This window comes from Micromonospora sp. IBHARD003, assembly GCF_056106285.1.
Genome location: NZ_JBWBBX010000001.1, coordinates 3,503,299 through 3,522,853, shown reverse-complemented (window position 1 = coordinate 3,522,853; position 19,555 = coordinate 3,503,299). Strand labels below are relative to the sequence as shown.

Below are 19,555 nucleotides of genomic sequence, written 5' to 3'. Positions count from 1 at the left end.
CGGATCGGACGCATCGTACGGATGTTCGCCACCGAGGCCCGAACGGCCGGTGCGCGGCCAGTGGCGACTAGGCTGGTAGGCCGATCGATCCCCCTGTCAGGAGAGAAATGGCCGTCAACCTGGTCAATGTCGAGGCAGTCAGCAAGGTGTACGGCACCCGTGCCCTGCTCGACGGAGTGTCGCTCGGCGTGTCCGAGGGGGACCGCATCGGAATCGTGGGGCGCAACGGAGACGGCAAGACCACGCTCATCCGTATGCTCGCCAAGCTGGAAGAGGCCGACAGCGGCCGGGTCACCCACAGCGGCGGACTGCACACCGGCGTGCTCACCCAGCACGACTCGCTCGACCCCGCCGCCACCATCCGGCACGAGGTCATCGGGGATCTCGCCGACCACGAGTGGGCCGGCAACGCCAAGATCCGCGATGTGCTCACCGGGCTCTTCGGCGGGCTCGACCTGCCCGGCTTCCCGCAGGGGCTGGACACGGTCATCGCCCCGCTCTCCGGCGGTGAGCGGCGCCGGATCGCGCTCGCCAAGCTGCTGATCGCCGAGCAGGACCTCATCGTCCTCGACGAGCCCACCAACCACCTGGACGTCGAGGGCATCGCCTGGCTCGCCGCCCACCTCCGGGCACGCCGCTCGGCACTCGTCTGCGTCACGCACGACCGCTGGTTCCTCGACCAGGTCTGCACCCGTATGTGGGACGTCCAGCGCGGCACGGTGTACGAGTACGAGGGCGGCTACTCCGACTACGTCTTCGCCCGTGCCGAGCGCGAACGCATCGCCGCCACCGAGGAGGTCAAGCGGCAGAACCTGGTCCGCAAGGAGCTGGCCTGGCTGCGGCGCGGCGCACCCGCCCGTACCTCGAAGCCGCGCTTCCGCGTCGAGGCGGCCAACGAGCTGATCAAGGACGTGCCGCCGCCGCGCGACACGTCCGAGCTGATGAAGTTCGCGACGTCCCGGCTCGGCAAGACGGTCTTCGACCTGGAGGACGTGACCGTCCAGGCGGGCCCGAAGGTGCTGCTGAAGCATCTGACCTGGCAGCTCGGGCCGGGCGACCGGATCGGCCTGGTCGGGGTCAACGGCGCGGGGAAGACCTCGCTGCTGCGCGCGATGGCCGAGGCGGCCCGCAGTGAGGGGGAGCGGCAGCCCAGTGCCGGGCGGATCGTCGCCGGCAGGACCGTGAAGCTGGCGTACCTCTCGCAGGAGGTCGCCGAACTCGACCCGGCCCTGCGGGTGCTCGAGGCCGTCCAGCAGGTGCGCGACCGCGTCGACCTCGGCAAGGGCCGGGAGATGACGGCAGGTCAGCTCTGTGAGCAGTTCGGCTTCTCGAAGGACAAGCAGTGGACCCCGGTCGGCGACCTCTCCGGTGGCGAGCGGCGCCGGCTGCAGCTGCTGCGGCTGCTCATGGACGAGCCGAACGTCCTCTTCCTCGACGAGCCCACCAACGACCTCGACATCGAGACCCTGACCCAGCTCGAGGACCTCCTCGACGGCTGGCCCGGATCGATGATCGTCATCTCCCACGACCGCTTCTTCGTGGAGCGGACCACCGACCGGGTGTACGCGCTGCTCGGCGACGCCGCGCTGCGGATGCTGCCGCGCGGGATCGACGAGTACCTCGAGCGACGGCAGCGGATGATCGAGGCCGCCGCGCCCTCGCCGGCCCCGGCCGCCGTCGAGAAGTCCGCCGCACCGGAGAAGTCCGCCGCGGACGTACGTGCCGCCAAGAAGGAACTGCAGAAGATCGAGCGGCAGTTGGACAAGCTCTCCGACAAGGAAGCGAAACTGCACTCGCAAATCGCCGAAAACGCCACCAACTTCGAGAAGGTGGCCGAACTCGACGCGGAACTACGTGAACTCGCGGGTGAACGCGAGGAGTTGGAGATGCGCTGGCTCGAGCTCGCCGAGGACGCCTGAGTGCGGACGTGAAGCCGGTGCGCAGCGCCGGTAACAAGGGCATCACGGGCCGGTCCTCCCTTGGGCACAGGGGCGGACCGGCCCCGTTTTCCGGGCCACCCGGGTGATACAAAGAAGCCCCGCTCGACTGACGTAACGCTGCGCCATCCACGTCCGATTCGCTCCTTTCCGTAGGCAACTGCCCATCCGTGGGCAACGGCTCGACGGAATCGCGGGGGAGGCCGGTCGGGCTGTGGACCGCACTAAGGGGGAAGTGCTGACATGACTCAGCCGCCCAGCCAGCCATCGCCGCAGGGAGACCCGGGAACTCCCCAGGACGCTCCTGCGGGCTCTTCGGGCCGGGGAGACGCACAGCAGCAGGTCCCTCCGCCGCCCGCGCAGCCGCCCCGGATACCGCCGGCCGCGCCGCAGACTCCGCCGGCGGGCGCACCGGGGCAGCCCGGGCCCGGTTACGGATATCCGCAGCAGGCGGCCGCCGCCCCAGGCGCTCCTCAGCAGCCGGGCCCCTACGGCCAGCCCGGACCCTACGGCGCCCAGCCGGGTCCGTACGGCCAGCAGCCCGGACCGTACGCCCAGCAGCCGGGTCCGTACGCGCAGCAGCCCGGACCGTACGGCCAGCCGGGCCCCTACGGCCCCGCGTCCGGTGCCGGTTACGGCTATCCCCAGCAACCGCAGCACCCCGGGCTCCCCACCCCGCCCCCGGGCGGTGGTGGCAACTTCTTCAAGGGCAAGCCCGGTGTGGTCATCGGGGCGGCGGTGGCCGCCCTTCTCGTCGTCGGCACCGGCACCTGGTTCGCGCTCGGCGGCGATGACGACGACCAGAAGCCCAAGGCCAAGCAGACCACGGGAGCGGGGCCTTCGGGCTCGCCGAGCGTGGACCAGGGAGACGGCAGCGGCAACGGCGGCCCGGACGAGGACCTCAACGCCGGGCGGAAGCCGGGCGAGGCGAAGGTGCTGTGGCTCGCCACCAACGACGTCGACCTGCCGCGTGACGGCGCGGACGTGTACGGCCCCTGGATCGTCGGCGACACCGTCGTCAAGGGCATGTACGAGCAGCTCGTGGGCTATTCGGCGACCGACGGCAAGAAGAAGTGGACCGTTCCCTTCCCGGCGGCGATGTGCGCCGCCAGCCCAGGGGTCACCTCCGACGGGAAGCTCGTCGTCGCCTACAAGGACGGGGCGAACAACAAGGCCCACTGCACCCAGGTGCAGATGGTCGACCTCACCACCGGCAAGGCGGGCTGGAAGCAGGTCATCAAGAAGAAGGGCACCTTCGACCTGCTGGGCGAGATCACCCTGGCCATCAGCGGCAACACCGTGACTGCGACCCGCTTCGGGAACTTCGACGCGTTCCGGGTCAGCGACGGCAAGGCCGCCTTCGGCAAGGTCGCGGGCGACTGCCAGCCGGTCGGCTTCGCCGGCGGGCCCAAGCTGATCGCCTCCGAGAGCTGCCCGCGCGTGAACGGCAAGGCCCGTAACCAGGTCCAGGAGCTCGACGCGGTCACCGGCAAGGCCAAGTGGACCTACGCGCTTCCTGTCAACTGGGAGGTCGACAAGGTCTACTCGGTCACCCCGCTCGTGATGTCGCTGAAGGAGCGGGACACCGAGAAATGGGGGGTCATCGCCCTCAACGCCAACGGCACCCGGCGCTCCCAGCTCGACGGCGGCGGGGACAAGTACCGGCCGAACTGCGGCAATTCGTTCGTCGTCTTCGGCTCGCAACTCGAGGGCTGCAGCGGGGTCGCCGCCGACGCCAACACCTTCTACATGGCCACCGCTCCGGGCAACTCGGGCTCGTCCGCAGGCAACGCGGTCGTCGCCTTCGACCTCGCCACAGGAAAGCGGAAGTGGCGTGCCGCGGCCCCGGAGGGCCGCGAGATGATCCCGCTGCGTATGGAGGGCTCCCAGGTCGTCGTCTACCTCGACGCCTCGTTCCGCGCGGGCGGCGCGGTGGCGACGCTGGCGCCGACCGGCGGAAAGCCCAAGGTGATCCTCCAGCACCCGCAGTCCACCGCCGAGATCGAGAGCGACTTCTGGTCCCCGAGGACCGTGTACCAGGGCGGTCGTTTCTACATGGTCAGCGGCCGGATCAGCGCGCACAACGACGAGCAGGAGAAGAAGACGAAGACCATGATGGTCTTCGGTAAGTGACGGTCATGGCAGAGCGAACGAACCACACCGACCATCCGCCGTCGTCCCCCGGGCCGGACCAGTCGCAACCCCAGGCCCAGGCCCAGTCGCAACCCCAGGCCCAGCCTCAGCCGCAGGACCTTCCGCAGCAGGCTCCGTCCGGGCCGGGAGGGCAGGTGCCCCAGCCGGCGGTGCCACTCCAGCCAGGACCGTACGGCCCGCCGCAGGCCGGTCCCTACGCCAGCCTGAACCCGCACGGCGGTGGAATCCCCGCCGCGCCCGGGCAGGGGCACCCGGGGCCGGGCGTTCCGCAGGGCCCGGTCGGACCGTACGCCCCCGCCCAGGCCACCGACGGTCTGCCAGGGGACGGGCCGTCGTTCATGGGCGGCATCACCCGCCGGTTCACCCGGCGCCCCGCAGTACTGGCCGTCGCGGGCCTGGTCGCGCTGCTGCTGACCGCCGGAACCGTCTGGCTGACGCAGTCGGGCGACAGCGGCGGGAAGCCCACCGGCCACACGGCGTCCGGACCCTCCAAGGGGCGGGCCAAGAGCAGCGGGCCGGGCTCGTCCGCCCCGGACACGGCGGAGGCCGCCCGCGTCAACGCCGGGCGGAAGCCGGGCGACGCCAAGCTCCTGTGGCTGCGCAAGAACGACGTGGACCTGCCCGGCATGGGCGCGGACGTGTTCGGCCCCTGGATGGTCGACGACACCGTCGTCACCGCCATGCACCGTACGGTCACGGCCCATTCGGTGACCGACGGCACCCTGAAGTGGAGCCTGGAACTCGGCGTCGGCATCTGCAAGGCGCCCGAACGCGCCTCGTCCGACGGGCAGATCGTCCTTGCCGTGCAGGAGAAGGCCGGCAAGGAGGACAAAGAGTGCCGGTCGCTGCGCATGATCGATCTGCGCACCGGCAAGGAGGGCTGGCGCCAGCGCATCGCCGAGGTGGGCATGTTCGACTGGTTCCACGACTACTCGATCGCGATCGCCGGGGACACCGTCGCGGTCGGCCGTTACGACCACCCCATCGGCTACCGGCTCAGCGACGGCAAGAAGCTGTTCGGCGAGTGGAAGGGCCAGGACTGCCAGCCGCGCGCCTACGCGTCCGAAGGCCGCAGGCTCGTCGCCGCGGTCTCCTGCCCCGCGACCGACCAGGACCATCCGCAGGAGGAGGTGCACGGGATCGATCCGGCGACCGGGGCCTCCCTCTGGAAGTACCGGATCAAGCGCGGCTACAAGGTCGATCACGTGTACTCCGTCCGGCCGGTGGTGGTCTCGGCCTTCGACCTGGCGCGCAACAGGCACGCCGTGTTCGCCCTCGACACCAAGGGCAAGCTGCGCTCGGTGCTCCAGAGCAAGGACGACTTCATGTTCGGATGCAGCGACAAGGTCTCGGACGAGGGCAATCTGCAGACCTGTGCGGTGGTCGTCGACGGCAGCACCCTCTATGCGGCCACCCAGCCGCTCAAGGGCAAGCCCTCCATCGCCGCCTTCAGCCTGAAGACCGGCAAGGTCGTGCGGCACATCCCGGGCCCGGGCAAGGGCGTCATCTCGCCGCTGCGCATGAAGGGCGACGACCTGCTCGTCAGGGTCGCGTCGACCGGTACCGAAGCCGGCTCGCTGGCCTCGGTCGCTCCCCGCGGGACAAAGTTGCGCGAGCTGCTGCGCTTTCCCGCGTCGAGTGCCAAGACGTCGAGCGGCTTCCCCGTGACCGGCGGGGCGTACGCGGATGGCCGCTTTTTCCTGGTGCACGACGTCGTCGTCGGCGCGAACGACGCCGAGGAGAAGGAGAGGAAGACGATGATGGCCTTCGGTGAGTGATCACGTCCCGGCACACCCCCGACCCTGATCGATCCCCTTTCTCCAGAGGTACGGACGCATGACGCAGCCACCACAGCCACCACAGCCACCGAACCAGCCACCGAACCAGCCTCCCCAGCAGCCGCCCGGGCCGCCTCCCCAGCAGCCGTCCCAGCCGGCCGACGCGTCGCAGGGCCGGCAGCAGCCCGCCCAGGGCGGTTTCGGCGCTCCGCAGGATCCCCCGCCCGGCGGCTTCGGGGCGCCCACCCCGCCGCCGCAGGACCCCGGTTACGGCTATCCGCACACTCCGCCGCCGCCCGGCGGGCCGGGCGGCGCAGCCGGTTACGGCTATCCGCAGCAGCCCGGCCAGACCCCCGGTTACGGCTATCCGCAGGCCCCCGGTACGCAGCCGACGCAGCCGATGACCGGACAGCCGTACGGCTACGGCTATCCGGCGCAGACCGTGCAGCCGCAGGCGGCGCCGACGGCGCCCGCCAGGAAACTCAGCGCCCAGGCGCAGATCATCATCGCCGCGGCCGTCGCGGTGGTCCTGATCATCGCGGCCGGCGTCTGGATCGCGTCGGGCGACGACGAGGGGAACCGCAAGAAGTCCGACGCCTCGTCACAGGGCAGCACCGGGGGCAACGACAAGGCACCCGCCGGCAAGGAGAAGGTGCCCTCCGACCCCGCGTCCAAGGTCGCGTTCCAGGTGCCCCTGCCCAAGGTGACCGGTGTCGCCAGCGTGGAGGGCTCCTGGGCGACCGACAAGACGTACGTCAAGACCGGCAGCAACTCCGTCGTCGGGTACGACGCCGTGAAGGGCACCGTGCTCTGGACGATCCCCCTGCCGGGCCAGGTGTGTGCCGCGTCCCGCCACCAGTCCGCGGACAACAAGACGGCGATCGCCTTCGAGCCGGTCAAGCGCAACGCCGAGACCAAGTTCGAGAAGTGCACCCGGGTCGGCGCCATCGACCTGGTCGGCGGCAAGCTGCTGTGGAACAAGTCGTCGAAGGGCAACGGCGACGAGGACATCCAGTTCCGGGAGATCACGCTGAGCGGCGCCACCGTGGCCGCGGGCGGCACGGACGGCGGCGCGGCCTTCGACCTCGCCACCGGTGCGCAGCGCTGGAAGCCCCAAGTCGACGCGGAGGGCTGCTTCGACATGGGCTACGGAGGCGGTCCGGCCCTGGTCGCGGTCCGCAAGTGCGGTGAGCACGGCAGCCAGTACGTCCTCGTCCAGAACCTCAACCCGGCGACGGGCGCGCCGCTGTCCTCGTACAAGATGCCCCCGGGCGTCGAGTACGCGGCCGTCGTGTCCACCAAGCCGCTGGTCGTGGCGGCGGACGTCGGGGAGACCGCGGGTGACGGCAGCGGCATCTCCGACTTCTTCTCCATCGACGAGCAGACCGGCAAGCTCAAGGTCAAGATCGCCGCGGACGCCGACCGGTTCGCCGCGGAGTGCCACTCCACCGAGGTCGAGGCCTGTGACGGGGCGATCGTCGGCAACGGCCGGATCTACCTGCCGACCGAGGAGCACGACGGCGCCGGTGACATCAAGGAGACCAACGAGATCGTCTCGTTCGACCTCACCACCGGCAAGCCCACGTCCGACAAGGCCGACGCCGGTGACGGATACACCCTGATCCCGCTGCGCATGGACGGCGGCAACCTCCTCGCCTACAAGTCGCCTCCCTACGACAAGGGCGGACAGATCGTCAGCATCGGCGGCAGCGGCTTCAAGCAGACGGTGCTGCTGCAGAACCCGTCGGACGAGGCCGTCCGGGACGCCGAAGGCAGCTTCGTCCCCGACTCCGCCGAGATCCTCTACACGGGCGGCCGGCTCTACATCTCCGACTCGCTGGCGTCCCAGTCGTCGAGCAGCACCACGAAGGGCTATCTGGCGGTCGCCTTCGTCCTCGCCGCGGGCGGCTGACCGGCCGGTCCCCGAAGCACGGCCCGGCGCCTTGATCAACCGATCGGGGCGCCGGGCCGTTTTGGCGAAGAATTCGGCAATCTGGGGGGCTTCTGGCGGTAAGGGGCGCGCAACGTCGAACAAGCGTGTAGCTTGCCGGGTCAGTAGGGCTGGGGGGCCGGGGGGCCGACTCCAGGGGTATGGGGGGTTTGCTCGATGGGTGTGCGGCTCATGGTGGTCGACGATCACCGATTGCTCGCCGAGGCACTTGCCTCGGCGCTGAAACTGCGCGGCCACCGGGTGCTCGCCGCGGCTGCGCCCACGGCGGGAGCAGCCGAACTCGTGGTGAGCAGAGCACCCGAGGTGTGTCTGCTGGGCACGTCGACACCCGCCGAGCCCGGGGTCTTCGACCCGATCGCACGGATCAAGCGGGAGCGCCCGCAGGTGGCGGTGGTGGTGCTGGGGCCCGTGCCGTCACCGCGCGGTATCGCGGCGGCGTTCGCCGCCGGCGCGTCGGGCTACGTACGCCAGGACGAGCGCATCGAAGGCGTCGAGCGCGCCATGATGAAGGCCCGCGCGGGGGAGACGGCGGTGGCGCCGCAGCTGCTTCAGGGCGCCTTCACGGAGTTGCTGAACCCCGCGGCCCAGCCGGACGACGAAGGGCAGCGGCTGCTCCAGATGCTCACCCCACGGGAAGTGGAGGTGCTGGTCAGGGTGGCCGAAGGCGAGGACACCCGGCTGATCGCCTCGGGCATGGGCATAGCCCCCAGCACGGCCCGCACCCACGTCCAGCGTGTGCTGATGAAGCTCGGCGTGGGCTCCCGGCTGGAGGCGGCGGCCCTGGCCGCCCGCACCGGACTGCTGGACCGTGCCCCGATCCCGCCACAGGGGACCGCCGCCGCCCCGGACCAGTCGGCCTGAAGCGAAGGCGTCCATCTCCATCCCGGGTGCCGGGTGCCGGGTGCCGGGTGCCGGGTGCCGGTGCCGGATCTGCGGGAGCTCGGCACCGGCGCGCGCACAGAGTTCCCACAGGTCTGTCTGGAACTCTTGAGGCGCTTCGACCGGATCTTCGGCGGAGGTGCCGGCACCGTACGTCCGCGCCCGGCGGCAGGTCCTGTCCGGGCGCCGTCCGGTGACCGGCGGCGCGGTGACTTCGCCCTGCACCTGGAGATGCACCTGGAGCTGTGCGTGGAGCTTTTCACCGTCCGCAGCTCTCCCGGCAAGCTGCAATTCCTCGCCGGTTCCGAGTCCGGCATGAGCGTGTTCACGAACGACGTGAGGCCCGCAGCGGCGGCCGAGCGACTGCGAGAGGTGGCGACCACGTGAGCAACTACCTGGTGACCGGCGGGGCGGGCTATGTCGGCAGCGTCGTGACGGCCCGTCTGCTGGAGGCGGGGCACGGGGTGACCGTGCTCGACGATCTGTCCACCGGCTTCCGCGAGGCGGTGCCGGCCGGAGCCGTGTTCATCGAGGGACGGGTCCAGGACGCCGCCCGGTGGATCGCTCCTCCGGCCGGTCCGGCTTTTGACGGCGTCTTCCACTTCGCCGCGTTCTCACAGGTCGGCGAGTCGGTCGCGCACCCGGAGAAGTACTGGACGAACAACGTCGGCGGCACGACGGCCCTGCTGGCCGCCATGCGCTCCGCGGGCGTGGGCCGGCTGGTGTTCTCCTCCACCGCGGCCACCTACGGCGAACCCGTCTCGATCCCGGTCACCGAGACCGACCCGACGGCCCCGACCAGCCCGTACGGCGCGTCCAAGCTCGCCGTCGACCATATGATCGGCGGCGAGTGCACCGCCCACGGCCTCGCGGCGGCCTCGCTGCGCTACTTCAACGTGGCCGGTGCGCACGGTGGCTGCGGTGAACGGCACGACCCCGAGTCGCATCTCATCCCGCTCGTCCTCCAGGTGGCGCTCGGCACCCGCGAGGCGATTTCCGTCTACGGCGACGACTACCCCACGCCCGACGGCACCTGCGTACGGGACTACATCCACGTCGCCGACCTGGCCGAGGCGCATCTGCTCGCCATGGACCGGATCACCCCGGGCGCCCATCTGATCTGCAACCTCGGCAACGGCCGGGGCTTCTCCGTCCGCGAGGTCATCGAGACCGTCCGCAAGGTCACCGGCCATCCGGTTCCCGAAGTCGTCACCTCCCGCCGCGCGGGTGACCCGGCCGTGCTGGTCGCCTCGGCGGACGCGGCCCGGGAGCGCCTGGGCTGGAGCCCGGCCCGGACGGACCTCGCCGGCATCGTCGAGGACGCGTGGGAGTTCGCGCGGAGCAGAGCGGCACGGGACAGAGCGGCACAGGGGTGAGCGGCACGGGGGTGAGCGCCGCCGGGCGGCACAGGGCACTGCCCACGCGGTTCCGGGAGGGCGCGTACGCGAGCCGGCGCGCCCGGTGCGAGACGTGGGCGCGGGCGCTGGGCGTGCGCACGCTGCGCGAGGTCCCCGAGGCGCAACCGTCCGAGGGCGCCACGGGCCGTTACGACGCCCATTCTCTCGCCTCGGGGCGGCGTATGACAGAGCGGAATGTCGTCGCGATATGACCGGGAAATGTGCTGATCCTTGTCGACTTTTGTCCCAGAGCGAAACACCAGACACACGCCAAACACGCTGGCCAATCAGTTCTGTAAATGGGCTTCCGCTTCCCGCGCCCGGCCTTACTCTGATGCACAGCACCGGTGGGGGCCGGTGCCGGTCAGGGGGCCAATCAGTCGGGTACACAGCCCGGGGCGGGGAGCAGTGAGTCGACACGGCGGCGGCCGTGGGGACCGCGCTCCACTCCGTCCGGGCGCAGTGCCCGCGCGCTTCGGAAATTCCGCCGGAAAGCACAGCGTGGGGGTGCCTGTGGTTCGTGTCCGGGTCCTGGTGGTGGACGACCACCGAATCTTCGCCGAGTCATTGGCCGCGGCACTCGCGGCCGAGCCGGACGTCGACGTGGCAGCGGCCGGAAGCGGCCCTGCCGCGCTGCGCTGCATGGAGCGCGCGGCGTCGGACGGGCGCAGATTCGACGTGATGCTGGTCGACGCCGACCTGGGCGCCGTCGCCGCACCGGGTGCCCCGGTCGTCGCCCGCGCGGTGCCCGACAACGGGGAGGGCGGTTTCGTCGACGGTATCTCCCTGGTGGCCGCGGTCCGTTCGGCCCGGCCCTCCATACGATCGGTCGTGCTCGCCGAGAAGGACGACCCGCGCCGCGCCGCGCTCGCACTGCAGGCGGGCGCCTCGGGCTGGGTGGCGAAGGACTGTTCGCTGCAGCGGCTGCTCACGGTGATACGAGGGGTGCTCCGTGAGGAGACCCATCTGCCGCCGGCCCTGCTCACCGGCGTCCTGCGGGAGTTGACGGCGGCGCGCAAGCACCGCACCGAGAGCGAGCAGCTCGTCGAGTCCCTCACTCCGCGCGAACGCGAGGTGCTGCGCTGCATGGTGGCGGGGCTTGGCCGCAAGGCGGTCGCCGAGCGCCTCTTCCTGTCCCCGCACACCGTCCGTACCCATATGCAGAACGTGCTGGGGAAGCTGGGCGTGCACTCCACCCTCGCCGCCGTGGCACTGGCCCGCCGGGCCGGGGTCGGTCCCGCCGAGCTGGGCGGACAGGGCCTAGCCGGGGACGTTGTCGAACGGGGCGGTCAGCTGGCGTAGCAGCGCGGCCAGTTCACCGCGCTGCGCCCGGGAGAGCTCGGCCAGGATCGCACGCTCCTGGGCGAGCAGCCCCGCCAGCGCCTGATCGGCGCGGTCCCGTCCTTCCGGTGTGAGCCGGACGAGCACACCGCGCCGGTCGCTCGGATCGGGCAGCCGCTCGACGAGCCCCTTCTTCGCCAGCCGGTCGATACGGTTGGTCATCGTGCCCGAGGTCACCAGCGTCTGCGTCAGCAGCTGACCGGGCGAGAGCTGATAGGGCGCGCCCGCACGGCGCAGCGACGTCAGTACGTCGAATTCCCAGGGTTCCAGACCGTGCTCGGAGAACGCGAGCCTGCGCGCACGGTCGAGGTGCCGCGCCAGCCTGGAGATACGGCTGAGCACCTCGAGCGGCTCCACGTCGAGGTCGGGGCGCTCGCGGCGCCATGCAGCAACCAGTCGGTCGACCTCGTCCTCCATGACGATCAGTGTAGAGGGTCTGTCGACATGAAGTCTCTTGACATCAAGATATATTTGGCTGGACTATGGGGCATGGTCGGGCCGGAACCTTGTTCCGCTTGGCTGTTACGTTCCAGCAAGGGGGCTCGAACATGCATTCCGCACCAACCTGGGATCCACAGCAATACCTGAGGCACTCCGGGCACCGGACCCGCCCGTTCCTCGATCTTCTCGCCCGCATACCCGAGCTGCCGCACGGCAGTCGCCCCGCACGCATCGCCGACGTCGGCTGCGGGCCCGGCAATGTCACCGCCCTGCTCGCCGACCGCTGGGCCGACGCCCGCATCACCGGCTTCGACCTTTCCGCGCAGATGCTCGCCCGCGCCGACGACGAGTACGCGGGCATCACGGCCGGCGGCGGCTGGCTTGAATTCCGCCTCGCCGACGCCGCGCACTGGGTACCCGACGAGCCGTACGACCTGATCATCTCCAACGCGGCTCTGCAATGGGTGCCCAATCACCCCGAATCCTTCGCCGCCTGGATCGACGGCCTCGCCCCCGGCGGCACCTTCGCCTTCCAGGTCCCCGGGAACTTCACCTCTCCCAGCCACGCCCTGCTCGGCGAACTGTGCGACTCGCCCGAGTGGCGCGACCGCCTCGGCGACCACGGCCGCCGCTTCGTCCACGTGCTCGAGCCCGCCGACTACCTCCTGCGGCTCGCCGACCTCGGCTGCGCCAGCGACGTCTGGGAGACGACGTACTCCCAGCTCCTCCACGGCGAGGACCCCGTACTCGACTGGGTGAAGGGCACGGCCCTGCGCCCCGTCCTCACGGCGCTCGACGGCGACGAGGAGGCGACCGGGGAGTTCCTCGCCCAGTACCGCGATCTGCTCCGCAAGGCCTATCCGCCCGGACCGCACGGCACGGTCTTCCCGTTCCGCCGGATCTTCGCCGTGGCCCACAAGACCAGCTAGACCAGGGGACAACACTCATGCTGACCGCCGTCGACCACGTCCAGCTCGCCGCACCGCACGGCAGCGAGGACGCGCTGCGCGCCTACTACACCGATGTCCTCGGGATGACCGAGATCCCCAAGCCACCGGTCCTGGCGGCGCGCGGCGGCTGCTGGTTCCAGGCGGGGACCGTTCAGCTGCACCTCGGCATCGAACAGGACTTCCGCCCCGCGAAGAAGGCACACCCCGGGCTGCGCGTCACCGGTATCGAGGCCTACGCCGACCGCCTGGCATCCCGTGGCGCCAAGGTGGTCTGGGACGACAACCTCCCCGGACACCGCCGCTTCTACTCCGAGGACCCGGCGGGCAACCGCCTGGAGTTCCTTGAGCCGGTGGAATGACCGGCTTACCCCTGGCCGGCGGCCATCGGACCTGCACGGAACGGCCCGCCGGCCGGGGCATCGGCATCCCCGGGGCCCGTGCTCCCCGCTCGGGTGAACGACGCTCGAACGCCCCCGCCCGGCGGGCGCGGGCTCATAGCGTCGCGGTGTCGCTTGTGCCGCCGTGGCGCCCGCGCCCAGACTCTGAGAGGAGGTACTTCACGATGACCGCTCTCGCGCATGAGGTGATCCCGGTGGTGGACGACAGCCCGGTCTCCGATCTGGACGAGGTCCTGTGGCAGGCGTGGAAAGCCATGGATCTCCCCGAGGGTTACCGCGCCGAGATCATCGAGGGAGCCATCGAAGTGTCGCCCACCGGCCGTCGCCGTCATGGAGTGCTCGTCAACCGAATCCGTCGGGCACTGGACGCTCACTTGGCGGACGGCGACCATGCGGCCTACCAGGACGTGAACCTCTCCCACCGCCGCAAGGTGTGGATCCCCGATGTCTTCGTCGCACCAGCCGACCTGGACGAGATCCCCGACGAGGAGGACCTCGGTATCGACGCCGCCGGAGTTTCCCTCGTGGTCGAGGTCGTCTCGCCGGGCCGGCTGAACACGGAACGCGACCGGGTGCGCAAGCGTCGCGAGTACGCCCGCGCGGGCATCCCTGTCTATGTGATCGTGGACGACCACGACGGAGACGGTGCCGTGCTCGTCCTCACCGCACCCGACCCCGCGAAGGCCGTGTACGAGGACGAGCACCGCGTCCCGTACGGCACCGACGCGATCGTGCCCTCGGGGCCCGCGAAGGGCTTCACCATCGGCGAGGCGATCACCCGGAGGCCCGAACGGGCCTGAGCCCGTCCGGCACCGGCATCCCGCGGCTCAGCTCTTGCGGTGGCCGATCAGCCGCGGCTTCTGCTCCAGGCCGTCCAGCCCGTGCCACGCCAGATTCACCAGATGGGCCGCGACCTCCGCCTTCTTCGGCTTGCGGACGTCCAGCCACCACTGACCGGTCAGAGCGACCATCCCCACCAGCGCCTGGGCATACAGCGGCGCCAGCTTCTGATCGAAGCCCCGGTTCTTGAACTCCAGACCCAGGATGTCCTCGACCTGAGTCGCGATGTCGCTGATCAGCGACGCGAACGTGCCGGTCGACTGGGCGACCGGCGAATCACGCACCAGAATGCGGAAACCGTCGGTGTACGTCTCGATGTAGTCGAGCAGCGCGAACGCCGCCTGCTCCAGCAGCTCACGCGGATGACCCGCGGTGAGCGCACCGGTCACCATGTCCAGGAGCTGGCGCATCTCGCGGTCCACCACCACCGCGTACAGGCCCTCCTTGCCGCCGAAGTGCTCGTACACCACCGGCTTGGAGACTCCGGCCTTCGCCGCGATCTCCTCCACCGAAGTGCCCTCGAAGCCCTTCTCGGCGAACAGGGTGCGGCCGATGTCGAGCAGTTGCTGGCGGCGTTCCGCCCCGGTCATCCGGACCCTGCGCCCGCGCCGGGGCCTCTCGCTGCTGCTACCGCCGTCAATCGCCACGTCGTCAATCATGCCGCGTCGGCGGTCTCCGAACTGCGCCGGGACTCGATACGGGACGCACTCGGCCAGCGCACGTCGTATGCCCAGCCCAGCAGCTCGAACCAGCGGATCAGCCGGGCGCTCGAGTCGATCTGCCCGCGCATCACACCGTGCCGCGCGCTCGTCGGGTCGGCGTGATGGAGGTTGTGCCACGACTCACCGCACGAGAGCACCGCCAGCCACCACACATTGCCCGAGCGGTCGCGGGACTTGAACGGACGCTTGCCCACGGCATGGCAGATCGAGTTGATCGACCAGGTCACATGGTGCAGCAGTGCCACCCGCACCAGCGAGCCCCAGAAGAACGCGGTGAACGCACCCCACCACGACATCGTCACCAGACCGCCCACCAGCGGCGGGATCAACAGCGAGACCACCGTCCACAGCGCGAACTGGCGCGAGACCGCCCGCAGCGCCGGGTCCTTGATCAGGTCCGGGGCGTACTTGTGCTGCGGCGTCTGCTCCTCGTCGAACATCCAGCCGATATGAGCCCACCACAGGCCCTTCATCAGCGCCGGGAGCGTCTCGCCGAAACGCCACGGCGAGTGCGGGTCACCCTCCGCGTCCGAGAACTTGTGATGCTTGCGGTGATCCGCCACCCAGCGGACCAGCGGGCCCTCCACGGCCAGCGATCCCATGATCGCCAGCGCGATCCGCAGCGGGCGCTTCGCCTTGAAGGAACCGTGCGTGAAGTAGCGGTGGAAGCCGATCGTGATGCCGTGGCAGCCGATGTAGTACATCGCCACCAGCAGTCCGATATCGAGCCAGCTCACGCCCCAGCCCCAGGCCAGCGGCACCGCGGCCAGCAAGGCGACGAAGGGCACCGTGATGAACAGCAGCAGGGCGATCTGCTCGATCGAACGCTTCTTGTCGCCGCCGAGAGTGGCGAGGGGGGCAGCGGATTCCGAGGGCTTCCGGGCGTCGTCGATCACATCGGGGCTTGTGGTCATGGGGTGTCCCCTGGGGGGTGAGGTGTGCGAATGGGCCGTATCTACGGATCCGTAACCTACGGCGTCGTAAGTATGGCAGCGCGAAGCCTCGCGGCAAGAGGGCTGTGGACAACGCCCAGTGAACTGACACCTATCCTGGATCCCGTCGGACAGCGCGGTCCGCAAGACTCCGGAAAACCCTCCAGACGTGCTCAAACACTGCAAGGAGCCGCACCTGTGAGCAGTGCCGACAAGACCTCAACCGCCAGCGCGGAGCTGCGCTCCGACATCCGCCGACTGGGCGATCTGCTGGGCGAGACCCTCGTACGCCAGGAGGGTCCCGAGCTCCTCGATCTCGTCGAGCGGGTCCGTGCCCTCACCCGTACGGACGGCGAGGCAGCCGCCGAGCTGCTCGGCGACACCGATCTGGACACCGCGGCGAAGCTCGTACGCGCGTTCTCCACGTACTTCCACCTGGCCAACGTCACCGAGCAGGTGCACCGCGGCCGTGAGCTGCGCGAGCGCCGGGCCGCCGAAGGCGGACTGCTCTCCCGCACCGCCGACATGCTCAAGGACGCCGACCCGCAGCACCTGCGCGACACCGTCCGCAACCTCAACGTCCGGCCCGTGTTCACGGCCCACCCGACCGAGGCCGCGCGCCGGTCCGTACTCAACAAGCTCCGGCGCATCGCCGAGCTCCTCGAGACCCCCGTCATCGCCGCCGACCGGCGCCGGCACGACCTGAGGCTCGCCGAGAGCATCGACCTCGTCTGGCAGACCGACGAGCTCCGGGTGGTCCGCCCCGAGCCCGCCGACGAGGCCCGTAACGCCATCTACTACCTCGACGAACTGCACGCGAACGCCGTCGGCGACGTCCTCGAGGACCTCGCCGCCGAACTCGAGCGCGTCGGCGTCGAGCTGCCACCGGGCACCCGCCCGCTCACCTTCGGCACCTGGATCGGCGGCGACCGCGACGGCAATCCCAACGTCACGCCCGACGTCACCCGCGACGTGCTGATCCTCCAGCACGAGCACGGCATCACCGACGCCCTCGAAGCCGTCGACTCGCTGCGCGGACTGCTGTCGAACTCGATCCGCTACGCCGGAGCCACCGAGGAACTCCTCGCCTCCCTCCAGAACGACCTCGAGCGCCTCCCCGAGATCAGCCCCCGCTACAAGCGGCTGAACGCCGAGGAGCCCTACCGACTCAAGGCCACCTGCATCCGCCAGAAGCTCGTCAACACCCGCAAGCGCCTCGCCAAGGACAGGGCCCACGAACCCGGCCGCGACTACCTCGGCACCGCGGAACTGCTGCACGACCTCGAACTCATCCAGACCTCGCTGCGCGCGCACCGGGGCGGACTGTTCGCCGACGGCCGCCTCGACCGCACCATCCGCACCCTCGCCGCCTTCGGGCTGCAGCTCGCCACGATGGACGTACGCGAGCACGCCGACGCCCACCACCACGCCCTCGGCCAGCTCTTCGACCGGCTCGGCGAGGAATCGTGGCGCTACGCCGACATGCCCCGCGACTACCGGCAGAAGCTCCTCGCCAAGGAGCTGCGCTCCCGCAGGCCGCTCGCCCCCACCCCGGCGCCCCTCGACGCCGCGGGGGCCAAGACCCTCGGCGTCTTCCACGCCGTCAAGGAAGCCTTCGAGCGATTCGGCCCCGAGGTCGTCGAGTCCTACATCATCTCGATGTGCCAGGGCGCCGACGACGTCTTCGCCGCGGCCGTCCTCGCCCGCGAGGCCGGGCTGATCGACCTGCACGCGGGCTGGGCGAAGATCGGCATCGTGCCGCTGCTGGAGACGACGGACGAGCTCAAGGCCGCGGACGTCATCCTCGACGGCATGCTCGCCGACCCCTCCTACCGGCGCCTCGTCGCCCTCCGCGGCGACGTCCAGGAGGTCATGCTCGGCTACTCCGACTCGTCGAAGTTCGGCGGCATCACGACCTCCCAGTGGGAGATCCACCGCGCCCAGCGCCGGCTCCGCGACGTCGCCCACCGCTACGGCGTCCGGCTGCGGCTCTTCCACGGCCGCGGCGGCACCGTCGGCCGCGGCGGCGGCCCCACCCACGAGGCCATCCTCGCCCAGCCCTGGGGCACCCTCGAAGGCGAGATCAAGGTGACCGAGCAGGGCGAGGTCATCTCCGACAAGTACCTCATCCCCTCCCTGGCCAGGGAGAACCTGGAACTGACCGTCGCGGCGACGCTCCAGGCTTCCGCCCTGCACACCGCCCCGCGCCAGTCCGACGAGGCGCTGGCCCGCTGGGACGCGGCGATGGACACCGTGTCCGACGCCGCGCACGCCGCCTACCGGAGCCTGGTCGAGGACCCCGACCTGCCCGCGTACTTCTTCGCCTCCACACCCGTCGACCAGCTCGCCGAGCTCCACCTGGGCTCGCGCCCCTCGCGCCGCCCCGACAGCGGCGCGGGCCTCGACGGTCTGCGGGCCATCCCCTGGGTCTTCGGCTGGACCCAGTCCCGGCAGATCGTGCCCGGCTGGTACGGCGTCGGCTCCGGCCTGAAGGCGCTGCGCGACGCCGGGCTCGACTCCGTGCTCGAGGAGATGTACGAGAAGTGGCACTTCTTCCGTAACTTCATCTCGAACGTGGAGATGACCCTCGCCAAGACCGATCTGCGCATCGCCCGGCACTACGTCGACACCCTCGTGCCGGAACATCTGAAGCACGTCTTCGCCGGCATCGAAGCCGAACACGAGCTGACGGTCCGGCAGGTGCTGCGGATCACCGGTGGCGAGCAACTCCTCGACTCCAACCCGGTGCTCCAGCAGACCTTCGCGATCCGGGACGCCTACCTCGACCCGATCTCGTATCTGCAGGTCTCGCTGCTCGCCCGGCAGCGGTCCGCAGCCGAGCGCGGCGAACCCGCGGACCCGCTGCTGTCGCGGGCACTGCTGCTGACCGTCAACGGCGTAGCGGCCGGACTGCGCAACACCGGCTGACGCCCGCACTCGCACCACACCACCTGTGCCCGGCGCCCATGGCGCCGGGCACAGGTGCCTCATGCGTCAGTGCCGCCGAGCCGCCTTGCGCCGGCGCACCACCAGGTAGCCGCCTCCGGCCAGCAGCGCGGCCGCCACCGCCGAAAGGGTCCCCACGGGCGCGGAAGAACCGGTCTCGGCGAGGCCACCCGGAGAGCCGTTCGGGGAAGGGGCCGGGGCGGTGGGCCCGCGGTCCGCCGGGGCGGTCGGGGCAGGGCTGGACGGCTTGCCGCCCGGCTTGTCGCCGGGCTTGTCACCGGGCTTGTCGCTCGGCTTGTCACTGGGCTTGCCGCCGGGCTCCTCGTCCTCGTCGCCGCACTCGGACCAGAAGACCTTGTGCTTGGCGCGGCCGTTCTCGCCGTCGAAGGTCCAGAACAGCTTGTAGTGCCCGTCGGGCAAGGTCATGTCAGCGGTCTTGCCGTGGCCGGAGCCGTCGAGCGACAGCGACCCCGACGAGACCTCCTTGCCCTTGACGTCCGCGGTCGGGGCCCAGGCCACGATCCGCCACTTGACCTGCTGCCCCCCGTCGAAACCGAAGGCGTCGAGATAGAAGGAACAGACGTGCGGCTCGTTCTTGCGGAGTTCCTCGCCGGTCGTGGCGTCGTGGATCTTCACGGTGCCGTTGTCGCCGTGCGGGGTGGCGATCGCGGCGGGGGCGAACAGTAGTGAGCAGACCGCGGCCGACACGGCCGCGCCGACGGAAGTGAGCGTGCGCATGGGCAGTCCAACAGGAGAGAGGAGACGGGGCCGTGGGGGGCGGCTCAGCATCGTGCGCCCCCACCGGAGCGTCAAGAGAGGCCGCAGGGGATCTGCACCATGTGCCGGTACTTCACCCGAATGGTCCTCATAACGATCGGGTGAATACGTC

16 protein-coding genes are annotated in these 19,555 nt (G+C 70.4%); 12 read left to right on the top strand and 4 right to left on the bottom strand.

The features are described from left to right. Positions 1 to 107: 107 nt before the first annotated feature. The 8 genes from ACTWOL_RS15595 to ACTWOL_RS15560 all read left to right on the top strand — a co-directional run bounded on the left by ACTWOL_RS15595 (position 108) and on the right by ACTWOL_RS15560 (position 11,398). The gene (locus tag ACTWOL_RS15595; RefSeq protein WP_474297306.1) at positions 108 to 1,919 is read left to right on the top strand and encodes an ABC-F family ATP-binding cassette domain-containing protein; all 1,812 of its coding nucleotides are present in this window, start codon (positions 108 to 110) and stop codon (positions 1,917 to 1,919) included. Between the two features lie 261 nt (positions 1,920 to 2,180). After that, the gene (locus tag ACTWOL_RS15590) at positions 2,181 to 4,070 is read left to right on the top strand and encodes an outer membrane protein assembly factor BamB family protein (protein WP_474297305.1); all 1,890 of its coding nucleotides are present in this window, start codon (positions 2,181 to 2,183) and stop codon (positions 4,068 to 4,070) included. A 5-nt stretch (positions 4,071 to 4,075) separates the two neighbouring features. Then, positions 4,076 to 5,869: an outer membrane protein assembly factor BamB family protein gene (locus ACTWOL_RS15585; RefSeq protein ID WP_474297304.1), complete on the top strand. Its 1,794-nt coding sequence runs from the start codon at positions 4,076 to 4,078 to the stop codon at positions 5,867 to 5,869. Between the two features lie 58 nt (positions 5,870 to 5,927). Then, positions 5,928 to 7,781: an outer membrane protein assembly factor BamB family protein gene (locus ACTWOL_RS15580; protein ID WP_474297303.1), complete on the top strand. Its 1,854-nt coding sequence runs from the start codon at positions 5,928 to 5,930 to the stop codon at positions 7,779 to 7,781. Positions 7,782 to 7,976: 195 nt separating this feature from the next. After that, positions 7,977 to 8,681 carry a response regulator transcription factor gene (locus ACTWOL_RS15575; protein ID WP_474297302.1) on the top strand — a complete coding sequence of 235 codons (705 nt, stop codon included), beginning with the start codon at positions 7,977 to 7,979 and terminating at the stop codon, positions 8,679 to 8,681. A gap of 54 nt (positions 8,682 to 8,735) precedes the next feature. After that, positions 8,736 to 9,086, top strand: a complete 351-nt coding sequence (locus tag ACTWOL_RS15570) for a hypothetical protein (RefSeq protein ID WP_474297301.1) — start codon at positions 8,736 to 8,738, stop codon at positions 9,084 to 9,086. After that, complete coding sequence (galE, locus tag ACTWOL_RS15565; RefSeq protein WP_474297300.1) at positions 9,083 to 10,075, top strand: UDP-glucose 4-epimerase GalE; 993 nt, start codon at positions 9,083 to 9,085, stop codon at positions 10,073 to 10,075. The genes ACTWOL_RS15570 and galE overlap by 4 nt, the downstream gene beginning before the upstream one ends. 528 nt (positions 10,076 to 10,603) lie before the next feature. Continuing rightward, entirely contained in the window at positions 10,604 to 11,398 is a 795-nt protein-coding gene (locus ACTWOL_RS15560; RefSeq protein WP_474297299.1) for a LuxR C-terminal-related transcriptional regulator, read from the top strand. Here the strand turns inward: ACTWOL_RS15560 and tamR are convergent. Continuing rightward, a complete protein-coding gene (gene tamR, locus ACTWOL_RS15555; RefSeq protein ID WP_474297298.1) occupies positions 11,357 to 11,854 on the bottom strand; it encodes a MarR family transcriptional regulator TamR in 498 nt (165 codons plus the stop codon). The two genes, ACTWOL_RS15560 and tamR, sit on opposite strands and share 42 nt — an antisense overlap. 131 nt (positions 11,855 to 11,985) lie before the next feature. Here tamR and ACTWOL_RS15550 point away from each other — a divergent pair, with 131 nt between their 5' ends. From ACTWOL_RS15550 to ACTWOL_RS15540, 3 genes are all read left to right on the top strand, one after another. Beyond that, positions 11,986 to 12,807: a trans-aconitate 2-methyltransferase gene (locus ACTWOL_RS15550; protein ID WP_474297297.1), complete on the top strand. Its 822-nt coding sequence runs from the start codon at positions 11,986 to 11,988 to the stop codon at positions 12,805 to 12,807. Positions 12,808 to 12,824: 17 nt separating this feature from the next. Beyond that, positions 12,825 to 13,187 (top strand): VOC family protein, encoded by a 363-nt coding sequence (locus tag ACTWOL_RS15545; protein WP_474297296.1) that lies wholly within the window; start codon positions 12,825 to 12,827, stop codon positions 13,185 to 13,187. A 203-nt stretch (positions 13,188 to 13,390) separates the two neighbouring features. After that, a complete protein-coding gene (locus tag ACTWOL_RS15540; RefSeq protein WP_474297295.1) occupies positions 13,391 to 14,026 on the top strand; it encodes a Uma2 family endonuclease in 636 nt (211 codons plus the stop codon). A 27-nt stretch (positions 14,027 to 14,053) separates the two neighbouring features. Here ACTWOL_RS15540 and ACTWOL_RS15535 read toward each other — a convergent pair whose 3' ends face one another. After that, positions 14,054 to 14,725, bottom strand: a complete 672-nt coding sequence (locus ACTWOL_RS15535; protein WP_474297294.1) for a TetR family transcriptional regulator — start codon at positions 14,723 to 14,725, stop codon at positions 14,054 to 14,056. Beyond that, a complete protein-coding gene (locus tag ACTWOL_RS15530; protein WP_474297293.1) occupies positions 14,722 to 15,702 on the bottom strand; it encodes an acyl-CoA desaturase in 981 nt (326 codons plus the stop codon). Before ACTWOL_RS15530 ends, ACTWOL_RS15535 begins: the two co-directional genes overlap by 4 nt. A 216-nt stretch (positions 15,703 to 15,918) precedes the next feature. Here ACTWOL_RS15530 and ppc point away from each other — a divergent pair, with 216 nt between their 5' ends. Continuing rightward, the gene (ppc, locus tag ACTWOL_RS15525; RefSeq protein WP_474297292.1) at positions 15,919 to 18,648 is read left to right on the top strand and encodes a phosphoenolpyruvate carboxylase; all 2,730 of its coding nucleotides are present in this window, start codon (positions 15,919 to 15,921) and stop codon (positions 18,646 to 18,648) included. 66 nt (positions 18,649 to 18,714) lie between these two features. On the opposite strand, the gene ACTWOL_RS15520 is transcribed toward ppc, so the two are convergent. After that, positions 18,715 to 19,404: an LPXTG cell wall anchor domain-containing protein gene (locus tag ACTWOL_RS15520; protein WP_474297291.1), complete on the bottom strand. Its 690-nt coding sequence runs from the start codon at positions 19,402 to 19,404 to the stop codon at positions 18,715 to 18,717. Positions 19,405 to 19,555: the final 151 nt, after the last annotated feature.